Below are 12,205 nucleotides of genomic sequence, written 5' to 3' on the forward strand. Positions count from 1 at the left end.
GACGGGCTAGATAAGTTCAGTCAGCGTATCGCTCAGGCGGACCAGTTCGTGGTCGTGTGAAGCGACCAGCACTGCGATTCCGTCGTTAGTGGTGTCTTTGAGGATGCTGATGATGCGGTTGGCGGATGCCCTGTCCAGGCTTGCGGTCGGCTCGTCCACCACCAGGACACGGGTGCCCAGGATCAGCGCACGGGCTATGGCCACACGTTGGCGTTCGCCGCCCGAGAGCTGTGCGGGGCGGTGCCTCATCCGGCGGCCCAGCCCAACGAGGTCCAACAGGTCCTTGGCCATGTCGCGGCGCTGCTCCACCTCGCCGTCGGGCACGGCCGGCAGCAGCACGTTTTCCAGCGCGCTCATGCCGTCGATCAGTGCCCCGCCTTGGTCCACGTAGCCGATGAGGGCCCGACGGCGGTCGGCGATTTCGTCGTCGCCCATGCTTTCGAGCGAATCGCCTTCCCAGAAGACCCGGCCCGACGTCGGCAGCGTCAGGCCCGCGCCCACGGTCAGGATGCTGGTCTTGCCGGATCCGCTTCGGCCGGCGACACAGTGCATCTCGCCGGCGTGAAGCGTCAGGTCAAAGCCTTCGACAACGCTGACAGCTTCCGCACCGCCCTTGCCCCCGCCATACCGAATGGTGATGTCGCTCAGTTCCAGCGGGGTCCCGTGGTCCGAGGCCTTGACGATGGTGTTGGCACGGGTCTGCAGGGGCGCCTCAACCGAGCCGGACCTCCGGCTCCGGTGAACATTCGTCTCGTTTGTCATTGGACCACTTTCGTTGCAATCGGTATCCAGCAAAGTACAGCCACGAGGCCGGCGACTCCGGCCCACAGGGCGGCATAGGGGGCAAGGAGGAGCCCAATGCCCAGCGCGCCCAGCACGCCCAGCGGCAGCGCCACCGTGCCCACCAGCGCGTTTTCGAACAGGCGGACCTGACGGAGCATGTCCGGATTCCAGCCCATGGCTTCAAGGATGCCAAGGTACTGGCGTTTCGCGTTGAGCTCAAACCGTCCGGTCACCAAAGTGAGCACGAGTCCCACAATCACGCCCGAAAGGGCCAAAAGGATGCTGGGGAAAGCGACGCTGGCGGCGGCGAGTCCGCTCAGTGCGCTTGCGCCGGCGGCCCGTGGGATGTCGATGAGCAATGCGATCAAGCCGCCAACAGCGGCCCCGAAGACACCCACGGCCACGGCCAGCGAGAGCGTGTTGAACTTGTTGGTGCTGAGCTGCCTGTTGGCGAACGTCAAGGGAGAATCCACCGGGATCAGGCGCTCGTCGTGCTGCGGTTCCTGGTCCACAACGTCACGGTGCCGCAGCTGCTGCGCCGCGAAGAAGGCTGCTGCCGCATACAGCACGAGGACTGATGCGGACACGATGACCGTTGTCAGGCTCCAGCTCACAACGCTCAGGACGATTCCCGCCACGGCGAGGAGCGCGGCACCAACGCCGAATTCCTCCAGCACCCAGCTGCGGATCCGCCGTTGGGTCCAACCCATGGCGCGCAGGGTTCCGGCTTCACTCTTGCGTTTGCGGATGTAGCTGACGGTGGAGGCACCTGTCAGCAGGGCAGCTCCACAAAGCGTCAGGAACAACAGGGTGACGTTGGTTCCGGTCAGCGAACCGGAAACGGCGTCGGCGGCGTTCTGCCGTACCCAGGACTGCTGGACGGTACCCAGGGCCGATTCCTTGCCGGCGCCGTCCTTTGAGTAGCCGGGAACGAAGATGCTGGCATCCTCGCGGGCGGAGCCGGCAACAACAGTGGCTTCCAGGCCCATCTCGCGGATCTCACTGGCCAGCTTTTCGACGTCGGGCTGTGCCTGCTTCCAGCTTCCGGGGGCCTTGGCCCGGACCCGCACAGCGTCGATGACGGCGGCGTTGTCCTTATAACCGCGGGCAGCGGCGAGGCCGTAGTAGTCGGTGATTGCACCAGCCGACTGGCTCGCCAGGCCGGTGGCGCTGAGGGAGGGCTCGAGTTCGGTAGCCGTGACGTCCTTGCCGTCCGCGTCCTTGGTCAGGGTGAACGGCGTGGGGTCGTAGCCGCCCAGTGGGAGCCGGTTGACGTCGCCGGCTGCCTTTGCCACAGCTGACGGGTCAAAGGTTCCGTAGACCATCGCGAGGGGCGCTGCCAGCTTCTCCCCCGTCTCCAGGTTTTCGCGGTACGAGCGCTCATCCACGGGCTCACGCTGGGTCTGATCAACCGGACCGCCGGACGGTGTCTTCTCAGGCAGCCTGTTAACGGTCACCCACTCGCCGGGAACGGCCGACTTTTCGACGGCGCCGTTGGCCGCGGTTTCGCCATCGGTGTACTTCGGCGCGGCGGCAAAGTCGGTGCTCCAGGTGGCCGGTGTGTAAAGGCCCTGGTTGAAGTTGCCCTGGTTGCCAAGGACGGACGAGTGATCGGTTGAACCGGGCCAGGACAACGCGAAGGGATCCTTGGACACGAACGGAAGGTAGTCCTTGTCCAGGGAACGGGAGGCAGTCCCGACCTCCTTGACCACCTTGCCGGAGTCGTCGATCTCTTCGATCTTGACGTTGTACTTCAGGTCAAGGGATGTGCCCGAACGGACAATCAGGGGGATGGCCTGTGAGTCCGCCGTGAGCTGACCGTTACGCTTTGCCTGCTGGTACTGGGTCATCAGGGGTGCCCAGTACTTGAGCTTAACGCCCAGGAAGTCAGGGCCCTCCGCCAGCTCTTCCGTGCTGATGCCGTTGGTGAAGAGGCTTTCGAAGTGACGGCCAATGGCCCCGGCGTTGCGGGCATCGGCGGGCGGCGCCTTCTCCAACGGAGCCAGGAAGTCACCAGCCGAACCCAGCAGCGCACGTTCGGCCACAGGATCGACGGCGACGACGGACTCCGTTACCTCGGGCGACAAGGGCAGCGACACGGAAAGATTAAAGAGGTTGTGCTCGGAGCCGCCGGCCGGGTCAGGGAACTTGATCCCGGTTTCGTCCTTGGGGGCGGCAATGCGGATGCTGCTTCCTCCGGCGGCCTGTTCCTCCACGAGCTTGGCCTTGCCGAGGCTGCCTTCCGCCGTGGATTTGAAGAGGGTCTGCTCGGAAACGCCGTCGGAGCTGACGGCGCTGGCCGTGAGGCGGTACTTCTTGGCGGTGTCGCTCAGGACCGATTCTGCGGCCGGCCACTTGTCCGGTGAGGTCGCACCCGCGGCCTGGTCCGCTGTGGCGGTACCGGCGAGCCCGGCGTTGTAGCCGAGGTAGTCCATGGCGTCCAACCGCGGTGCTTCAAGGTTCTGGGTCACTCGCGAGACCAGGCTGATCGGCGCTGCCACCGACGTGCCCGTCAGGTCGCGGATGGACTCCAGCTGTTCGAAGCTGATGCCCCCGCTGCCGCTGGCGATTTCCGGCTGCATCAGCGCGCCGGATCCCGCTTTGGCCTGGACCAGAACATCGTAAAGTCCGCGTGAGTTCTCATCCACGGTCCTGTTAAGTGCGGCCTGCGACTGGCCTTGGACGAGGACCGACAAGCACATGGCTGCGATCAAGATGGCCGCGGTCAGCAGCAGCACTTTGCTTCTGATGAACCTCTGGACGGCGTTCATTGGGCTCCCTGAAACCTGGATTGCGTGCGCACACCATCATCCGCGGTTGACGGACGTGAGGATTGGTTTCCTGCCTGGTGTGCGTAAAGTATTGGCCGGCCTGCCGGCCCGGTCCTGAATCAGGACCTAGCCATTGTAAGCAGACCGGCCAATCATACGTGGCCGACGTTAAGTCGAGGTCACGCGTAGTTCACATGCTGGGGATGCTAGTCCTCGAGGTCCACTTCGCGGACCATTTCGGCGCCGATGCCTGCCTTGATGGCGTCCAGCACCTGCTGCGGCACGGAGCTGTCGATCGTCAGAAGGGCCAGCACCTGGCCACCCTCCGCCTGGCGCGCAACCTGCATTCCGGCGATGTTGATGTTGTTCATGCCCAGGATATGACCGATGGTGCCGATCACGCCGGGACGGTCGGAGTAGGCCACCACCACGAGGTGCTCGCTGATGGGAATCTCTACGTCGTAGCCGTTGAGGCCCACGAGCTTCTCAACCTGCTTGGGCCCGGTGAGGGTACCCGCAACGGAGATCTGTGAGCCGTCGCTCAGCGCGCCCCTGATGGTCAGGACGTTGCGGTAGTCCTCTGCTTCCGGCGTGGTGATCAGGCGGGTGTTGATGCCGCGCTGTTCGGCAATGACCGGGGCGTTGACGTAGGAGACCTGCTCGGTCACGACGTCGGCGAAGATGCCCTTCAGGGCTGCGAGTTCGAGGACCTTGACGTCCAGCGCAGCAATTTCGCCGGCAACCTCGACGTCGATTTGGGTTAGCGAGGCGTGGGTCAGCGCGGTGAAGATCCGGCCCAGCTTCTCGATCAGCGGGATGCCCGGGCGGACGTCGGGGGCAATGACCCCGCCGGCGACGTTGACGGCGTCCGGAACCAATTCTCCGGCCAACGCCAGGCGCACGGACTTGGCGACCGAAACGCCAGCCTTCTCCTGGGCCTCATCGGTGGAGGCACCCAGGTGCGGAGTCACGATGACGTTATCCAGGGTGAAGAACGGCAGATCGGTGCTGGGTTCCTTGACGAAGACATCCACGGCTGCGCCGGCGATCTGCTTGTCCTGGAGCGCGGCGTAGAGGGCTTCCTCATCCACCAGGCCGCCACGGGCGACGTTGACGACGTAGGCGGTGGACTTCATCTTGGTGAAGGCGTCCGCGCCGAGCATGCCAACGGTTTCAGGGGTCTTGGGCATGTGGATGGTGACGAAGTCGGACTGGCTCAGGAGCTCGTCGAGGCTGACCAGCCTGACGCCGAGCTGCGCCGCGCGGGCCGAGGTGATGTAGGGGTCGTAGGCGAGGATTTCGGTGTCGAAGCCCTGCAGGCGGGCGGCGACCAGGGCGCCGATGCGGCCGAGGCCGATGATGCCGATCTTCTTCTCGAAGAGTTCGATGCCCGTGTACTTCGAGCGCTTCCATTCACCGCCCTTAAGGGCGGAGCTGGCCTGCGGGATGTGCCGTGCCAGGCTCAGGATGTGGCCTACCGTCAGTTCCGCGGCGGAGACGATGTTCGAGGTGGGGGCGTTGACCACCATCACACCTGCCTGCGTTGCAGCCTTGATATCCACGTTGTCCAGGCCGACGCCGGCACGTGCGATGACCTTGAGGTTCTTCGCTGCGGCGATGGCTTCGGCGTCCACCTGCGTGGCAGAGCGGACCAGGATGGCATCCACATCGGCGATGGCGGAGAGCAGCTGGGACCGGTCGGCGCCGTCCGTCTGGCGGATCTCGAAGTCCGGGCCCAGGGCCTCGATCGTGGCGGGCGAAAGTTCTTCGGCGAGCAGTACTACGGGTTTTGACACGGTTGATCCTCTGCGTTGCAGTCCTGGGGATAAGTCAAGTCTAGGCTGACGGAAAGGCCGGGCTCACATTGTTAAGTGTGAACCCGGCCTCACTGGCGCGCCGTGAAGGGCGCGTGGGGGCGCAACCTTAGCGGGCTGCTGAGCCCTCTACGTAGTCCTCGTCCTGCTGCTGCCAGGAGAACAGACCGCGCAGTTCACGGCCGACAGCTTCGATCGGGTGCTGCTCTGCCTTGGCGCGCAGGGCCTTGAACTCCACACCGCCGTTGTCCTGGTCCTCGATGAACCGCTTGGCGAAGGCGCCGTTCTGGATGTCCGCGAGGACGGCCTTCATGTTTTCCTTCACCTCGGGGGTGATGACGCGCGGGCCGGAAACGTAGTCGCCGTACTCTGCGGTGTCGGAAACGCTCCAGCGCTGCTTGGCGATGCCGCCTTCCCACATGAGGTCAACGATGAGCTTGAGCTCGTGCAGCACCTCGAAGTAGGCGATCTGCGGCTGGTAGCCGGCTTCAGTGAGCGTTTCGAAGCCGTACTGGACCAGCTGGGAGACGCCGCCGCACAGGACGGACTGCTCACCGAAGAGGTCGGTTTCGGTTTCTTCGGTGAAGGTCGTCTTGATGACGCCGGCGCGGGTGCCGCCGATTGCCTTGGCGTAGGACTTGGCCAGGTCCCATGCAGCGCCTGATGCGTCCTGCTCAACGGCGATGATGTCGGGGATACCGCGGCCGGCTTCGAACTCGCGGCGCACGGTGTGGCCGGGAGCCTTCGGGGCGATCAGGATGACGTCAACGCCCTCCGGGGCCTCGATGTAGCCGAAGCGGATGTTGAAGCCGTGTGCGAAGGCCAGTGCCTTGCCCGGGGTCAGCTTGTCCTTGATGGAGTCATTGAAGATCGAGCGCTGGTGCTGGTCCGGTGCCAGGATCATGATGACGTCTGCCCACTCGGCGGCGTCGGCCACGTTCTTGACCGTGAAGCCGGCGTCCTGAGCCTTGGCGATGGAGGAAGAGCCTTCCTTCAGGGCGATGGTAACTTCGACGCCGGAGTCGCGCAGGTTCAGCGCGTGGGCGTGGCCCTGGGAACCATAGCCGACAATCGCAACTTTGCGACCCTGGATGATCGACAGGTCGGCGTCGTCGTCGTAGAACATTTCAGTCACTTGGGTAACTCCTCTTGAGTGGTTTCTCTGGGTAGACAGTCTGTGGTGTTGCGGTACTGCACGGGCATTGCGCTGCATAGCGGGACGGACCCCGCCAGTTTCAAGCGCTGCGCAAGGCCCTGTCACTCATGGAGCGGGATCCCCGTCCAACGGCCAAGGTGCCGGACTGCACAATTTCGCGGATGCCGAAGGGCTCAAGCACTGAAAGCAGTGCGGTGAGCTTTTCGGGGTGGCCGGTTGCTTCAATGACCACGGAGTCTGTGGAGACGTCAACCACTGAAGCACGGAACAGGTCTGCAGCCTGGGTCACCTGCAGGCGAGTCGCGGCATCCGCACGTACCTTGACCAGGATGTGGTCTCGCTGTACGGAAGATTCGGAGGTCAGCTCAACGATCTTGATCACGTTGACCAGTTTGTTGAGCTGCTTGGTGACCTGCTCAATGAGGTCACCGTCGGCATCGACGACGACGGTCATCCGGGACATGCCCGGGACTTCCGTCGGGCCGACGGCCAGGGAATTGATGTTAAAGGCCCTGCGTGCGAACAGGCTCGCGACGCGGGTCAGTACACCGGGCTTGTCTTCGACCAGAACGGACAGTGTGTGGCGGCTCATGATCAGTCCTCCTCTTCCCATTCCGGGGTCATGTTGCGGGCAACCTGGATCTGGTCGTTGCTTACTCCGGCGGGCACCATCGGCCACACCATGGAGTCGGGGCTCACCACGAAGTCGATGACCACGGGGCGGTCGTTGATCTCGAGGGCCTTCTGGATGGTCGCGTCGATGTCTTCGTCACGCTCGCAGCGGAACGAGGCACAGCCGTACGCCTCCCCCAGCTTAACGAAGTCCGGAATCCGGACGGTCTCATGGCCCGTGTTCAGGTCGGTGTTGGAATAGCGGCCCTCGTAGAACAAGGTTTGCCACTGGCGCACCATACCCAGCGAGGAGTTGTTGATCACTGCAACCTTGATGGGGATCTTGTTGATCGCACAGGTGGCCAGTTCCTGGTTGGTCATCTGGAAGCAGCCGTCGCCGTCGATGGCCCAGACCACGCGGTCCGGGTCACCCACTTTGGCGCCCATGGCAGCCGGAACCGCGTAGCCCATTGTGCCGGCGCCGCCGGAGTTGAGCCAGGCGTGCGGACGTTCGTACTTGATGAACTGCGCAGCCCACATCTGGTGCTGGCCCACGCCTGCCACATAGATGCCTTCGGGGCCCGTGAGTGCGCCGATGCGCTCGATGACGCGCTGCGGGGCGGAAAGCCCGTCCTCCGGTTCCGTCCAGCCCAGCGGGTAGGTTTCCTTGAGGTTGTTCAAGAACGCCCACCACGTAGTGAGGTCCGGAGTGCCGGTGGCCTCAAACTGCGAGCGTACGGCCTCGGTGAGCTCTGGAATGATTTCCTTGACGGAGCCCACGATGGGGACGTCGGCCGTGCGGTTCTTGGAGATTTCGGCGGGATCGATGTCCGCGTGGATCACCTTGGCGTTCGGCGCGAACGTCTTGAGTACGCCTGTGACACGGTCGTCGAAGCGGGCGCCCAGGGTGATGAGGAGATCGGACTGCTGGAGGGCAGTGACGGCCGACACCGTGCCATGCATGCCAGGCATGCCCACATGCTGAGGGTGCGAATCCGGGAACACACCGCGCGCCATCAGTGTGGTGACCACGGGGGCGCCTGTCAGTTCGGCCAACTCGCGGAGTTCCGCGGAGGCATGGGCCTTCACGACGCCGCCGCCGACATACAGGACGGGCTTGGTAGCCGCCGCGATGAGCTTTGCTGCTTCGCGGACCTGCTTGTTGTGTCCGCGAGTCACGGGCCTGTAGCCGGGGAGGTCGATCCTTGGCGGCCAGGAGAAGGTCATCTGACCCTGCTGGGCGTCCTTTGCGACATCAACGAGCACGGGCCCCGGACGCCCGGTGGAGGCCAGGTGGAACGCCTCAGCCATGACGTGAGGGATGTCGTTGGGGTCGGTCACCAGGAAAGAGTGCTTGGTGATGGGCATGGTGATGCCCACAATGTCGGCTTCCTGGAACGCGTCGGTGCCGATCACACCGCTGGACACCTGGCCGGTGATGGCCACTAGGGGCACCGAGTCCATGTGGGCGTCCATGATGGCGGTAACGAGGTTGGTGGCACCAGGGCCCGAGGTGGCAATGCAAACGCCCACCCGGCCGGTAACCATGGCATAGCCTTGCGCGGCGTGGCCGGCTCCCTGTTCGTGACGGACCAGTACGTGATTCATGCTGGAGGCCATCAAGGGGTCATAGGTAGGCAGGATCGCGCCACCAGGCAAACCAAAAATATCGTCGACGCCGAGTTCTTCGAGCGAGCGGACGATAGCTTGCGAGCCGGTCATCACCGTTGGGGGTACAACGTTGTTCGGCCCAAGGACAGGAGAGACAGCGGCAAGATCAGCGACGACTGCGGCATGGTCAGCCGTTCGGTCGGCGCGTTCCGGGGCCTTGGGGGCTCCAGCGGACTTTGTAGCCATCAGCGAGGGGCTGATCGGCGATCCTTTGCTCATCGGACTCTTCCTTGTGGATCATTTGTATTTTTGGGAACTGCGGGAAATAAAAAAACCCCTCAGCCTTGTGGCTCTTCGAGGGGTTGCGCGTGACGGTTCGTTACCCGGGGCTAATGTGCCACGCGCTTGGTAAGGACGACGACTGCATCTGCAGCGATGCCGGCGGTAACGAATGCGATCATGCGATCAGTTTTCCCTCTGCGTGAGATGCATGTCAACGACGACGATACGCATCTCACCATGTGGACTCCATTGTCCACCAATCGGCCGCCCTCCCAACTAGGTAGCAGCAGGTGTCGTTTTGAGGGCCCATAACGACATGTGCTGCTACCCAGTTGGGTTCAGGCGACCGGCTGCGGTGTACTACCCGCAGTATGCGCCGGTGGAGGCGCTGTGGACCAGCTTGGCGTACTTGGCAAGGACGCCCTTGGTGAACTTGGCCGGCAGCGGCTCCCAGCCCTCCTTGCGTGCTTCGAGCTCTGCGTCGTCGACCAGCAGGTCGAAGCTGCGGGCTGCGATGTCGACCCGGATCCGGTCGCCGTCCTTGACAAAGGCGATGGGACCGCCGTCGACGGCTTCCGGCGCTACGTGGCCGATGCACAGGCCCGTAGTGCCGCCGGAGAAGCGGCCGTCAGTCAGCAGGAGCACGTCCTTGCCGAGGCCTGCACCCTTGATGGCGCCGGTAATGGCGAGCATCTCGCGCATGCCCGGCCCACCCTTGGGTCCTTCATAGCGGATGACGACGACGTCACCGGCGTGGATTTGGCCGTTGTCCAGCGCATCAAGGGCGCCCTGTTCGCGCTCGAACACGCGGGCCGTACCTTCGAAGACGTCGGCGTCGAAACCGGCGCTCTTGACGACGGCGCCTTCGGGTGCCATCGAACCGTGCAGGATGGTGATGCCGCCGGTCTTGTGGATCGGGTTGTCCAGGGCGCGCAGGATCTTGCCATCGAGGTCCGGGGGGTTGATGGACTCAAGGTTCTCGGCGAGGGTCTTGCCGGTAACGGTGAGGCAGTCGCCGTGCAGCAGGCCGGCGTCGAGCAGTGCCTTCATGATGACCGGCACGCCGCCGATCTTGTCCACGTCAGTCATGACGTAGCGGCCGAAGGGCTTGAGGTCTCCCAAGTGCGGGATTTTGTCGCCGATGCGGTTGAAGTCGGCCAGGGAGAGCTCGACTTCGGCTTCACGGGCGATGGCCAGCAGGTGCAGCACAGCGTTGGTGGAGCCACCAAAAGCCATGGTCACGGCGATGGCGTTCTCAAAGGCCTTCTTGGTCATGATGTCCCGGGCGGTGATGCCCTTGCGCAGGAGGTTCACCACTGCTTCACCGGACTTGCGGGCAAAGTCATCACGACGGCGGTCTGCCGAGGGTGGGGCAGCGGAGCCCGGCAGGGACATACCGAGGGCTTCGCCGATGCAGGCCATGGTGTTGGCCGTGTACATGCCGCCGCAGGCGCCTTCGCCAGGACAGATGGCCTTTTCGATCCGCGTGAGGTCTTCCATGCTCATCTTGCCGGCGGCGCATGCCCCCACGGCCTCGAAAGCGTCAATGAGGGTGACTTCCTTTTCGGAGCCGTCCTCGAGCTTGACCCAGCCAGGCATGATGGAGCCGGCGTAGAGGAACACGCTGGCGAGGTCCAGGCGGGCAGCTGCCATCAGCATGCCCGGAAGGGATTTGTCGCACCCGGCCAGGAGGACCGAGCCGTCGATCCGCTCGGCCTGCATCACCGTTTCCACGGAGTCGGCGATGACTTCGCGGGAAACAAGGGAGAAGTGCATGCCTTCGTGGCCCATGGAGATGCCGTCCGAGACGGAGATGGTGCCGAACTGCATCGGGAACCCGCCGCCTGCGTGGACGCCTTCCTTGGCGCCCTGGGCCAGACGGTTCAGGGAAAGGTTGCAGGGAGTAATTTCATTCCAGGAGCTCGCAACGCCGATCTGCGGCTTGGCGAAGTCGTCGTCCCCCATGCCGACCGCTCGGAACATGCCGCGCGCGGGGGCGGCGTGGATTCCGTCGGTGACGACCCGGCTTCGGGGCTTGATGTCAGGCTTGTTTTCAGTTGCGATCTGGGTGTCCTCACTCATGCGTCAAAGTCTATGACTCAGATTGGGAGGCCAACGACACGGAAGGGTCCGTGAAGCCCAATTCAGTGAATATTTCGATCAAATAGTGGACTCTCGTCTCATATATTGAGATCGGAGCTCGGGGACTCCCCCGCAACGTGTCAGAAATCACTCGGGCCACGGCCAGCAGCAACCGACTCAGCTTCCTGCTGGAGCATGTCCAGGACCTTCCGGATGGTGGTCCGTGCCGCGACGTCGGGCCGGGCGAGGGCCACGATGCTGCGGCGGGCCGTCACACCCACCAGCGGCCGCAGCACAAACCCGCGGTCCTGGTTTGCCACCGCGGTGTACCGCGGCAGCAGTGCAAGGCCGTGTCCGGCGCTGACCAATGCTTCGAGCACGCGCAGGTCCGGAAAGAGCTGCGCCCGGACCGCGGTGGATCCGGCCTGCTTTTCGATCTGCCGCAGCACGGCGTCGAAGGGGAACCCCTCGGGGACCCCCATCCAGGGATAACCCACCACATCCCGGGCGGTCAGCCGGGGTTTCGACGCCAGGGCGTGCCCTGACTGCATGGCAACGTCCAAGGGCTCATTAAGTAGCGGGACCACGATCAGCCCGTGGGAGGAAAACACGTCCGGGCCATCCACGCTGTGCGCCAGCACGATGTCATAGTCGGCGGCGAGGCCTGCGAAACCGTCCACTCCCGGGTCCTCGAAATGGGCCTCAAACTGCAAGCCGGCGATGTCCTTGACCCGGTGCAGGAGTCCTGGCAGGAACATCTCCGCCGCGCTGGGGAAGAACGCGGCCCGCACATGGGCCTGCCAACCGTGCCGGTACGTATCGATGGTGGCCTCCGCCCTGGCCATTGCTGTTGAGACATCCGCAGCGGCCGAGGCCATTGCCAGCCCGGCTTCGGTCAGCCGGACTCCCCGGCCGGCCTTCTCGATAAGGACCACACCTAGCTCGTCCTGCAGGGTTTTGAGCTGCTGGGATACAGCCGATGGCGTGACGTGCATGGCTTCGGCCGTGGCGCCCACAGTGCCCCGGTCGGCAAGTTCGCGCAGAATCCGCAGCCTCTTGAAGTCCATGTAGAGAGGCTACTGGACTGCCGCTGC

8 protein-coding genes are annotated in these 12,205 nt (G+C 64.0%); all 8 read right to left on the reverse strand.

The genetic code is table 11. The features are described 5' to 3' along the window. Window positions 1-6: 6 nt before the first annotated feature. Window positions 7-762 carry an ABC transporter ATP-binding protein gene (locus V9L17_RS15965; protein WP_131131755.1) on the reverse strand — a complete coding sequence of 252 codons (756 nt, stop codon included), beginning with the start codon at window positions 760-762 and terminating at the stop codon, window positions 7-9. Continuing rightward, complete coding sequence (locus tag V9L17_RS15970; protein ID WP_337345921.1) at window positions 759-3,554, reverse strand: ABC transporter permease; 2,796 nt, start codon at window positions 3,552-3,554, stop codon at window positions 759-761. The genes V9L17_RS15965 and V9L17_RS15970 overlap by 4 nt, the downstream gene beginning before the upstream one ends. A 206-nt stretch (window positions 3,555-3,760) precedes the next feature. Next, complete coding sequence (gene serA / locus V9L17_RS15975) at window positions 3,761-5,350, reverse strand: phosphoglycerate dehydrogenase (RefSeq protein WP_337345920.1); 1,590 nt, start codon at window positions 5,348-5,350, stop codon at window positions 3,761-3,763. Window positions 5,351-5,477: 127 nt separating this feature from the next. Continuing rightward, on the reverse strand, window positions 5,478-6,581 hold the full coding sequence (gene ilvC, locus V9L17_RS15980; RefSeq protein ID WP_337345919.1) for a ketol-acid reductoisomerase: 1,104 nt from the start codon (window positions 6,579-6,581) through the stop codon (window positions 5,478-5,480). A 22-nt stretch (window positions 6,582-6,603) separates the two neighbouring features. Continuing rightward, a complete protein-coding gene (gene ilvN, locus V9L17_RS15985; RefSeq protein WP_055796055.1) occupies window positions 6,604-7,116 on the reverse strand; it encodes an acetolactate synthase small subunit in 513 nt (170 codons plus the stop codon). A gap of 2 nt (window positions 7,117-7,118) precedes the next feature. Next, window positions 7,119-9,026, reverse strand: coding sequence for an acetolactate synthase large subunit (locus V9L17_RS15990; RefSeq protein ID WP_337345918.1), 1,908 nt, complete (start codon window positions 9,024-9,026; stop codon window positions 7,119-7,121). 363 nt (window positions 9,027-9,389) lie between these two features. Next, window positions 9,390-11,111, reverse strand: coding sequence for a dihydroxy-acid dehydratase (gene ilvD / locus V9L17_RS15995; RefSeq protein WP_337352142.1), 1,722 nt, complete (start codon window positions 11,109-11,111; stop codon window positions 9,390-9,392). 140 nt (window positions 11,112-11,251) lie between these two features. Further along, window positions 11,252-12,178, reverse strand: a complete 927-nt coding sequence (locus V9L17_RS16000; protein ID WP_337352143.1) for a LysR family transcriptional regulator — start codon at window positions 12,176-12,178, stop codon at window positions 11,252-11,254. Window positions 12,179-12,205 lie beyond the last annotated feature (27 nt).

Origin of the sequence: Pseudarthrobacter sp. CCNWLW207 (assembly GCF_037203945.1) — a bacterium.
Taxonomy (GTDB): Bacteria; Actinomycetota; Actinomycetes; order Actinomycetales; family Micrococcaceae; genus Arthrobacter.

Bases quoted from the DNA above. Each gene is read 5' to 3' on its own strand.
- V9L17_RS15965 (WP_131131755.1), bottom strand. From the start codon at position 762: ATGACAAACGAGACGAATGTTCACCGGAGCCGGAGGTCCGGCTCGGTT.
- V9L17_RS15970 (WP_337345921.1), bottom strand. From the start codon at position 3,554: ATGAACGCCGTCCAGAGGTTCATCAGAAGCAAAGTGCTGCTGCTGACC.
- ilvC (WP_337345919.1), bottom strand. From the start codon at position 6,581: ATGCAGCGCAATGCCCGTGCAGTACCGCAACACCACAGACTGTCTACC.
- ilvN (WP_055796055.1), bottom strand. From the start codon at position 7,116: ATGAGCCGCCACACACTGTCCGTTCTGGTCGAAGACAAGCCCGGTGTA.
- V9L17_RS15990 (WP_337345918.1), bottom strand. From the start codon at position 9,026: ATGAGCAAAGGATCGCCGATCAGCCCCTCGCTGATGGCTACAAAGTCC.
- ilvD (WP_337352142.1), bottom strand. From the start codon at position 11,111: ATGAGTGAGGACACCCAGATCGCAACTGAAAACAAGCCTGACATCAAG.
- V9L17_RS16000 (WP_337352143.1), bottom strand. From the start codon at position 12,178: ATGGACTTCAAGAGGCTGCGGATTCTGCGCGAACTTGCCGACCGGGGC.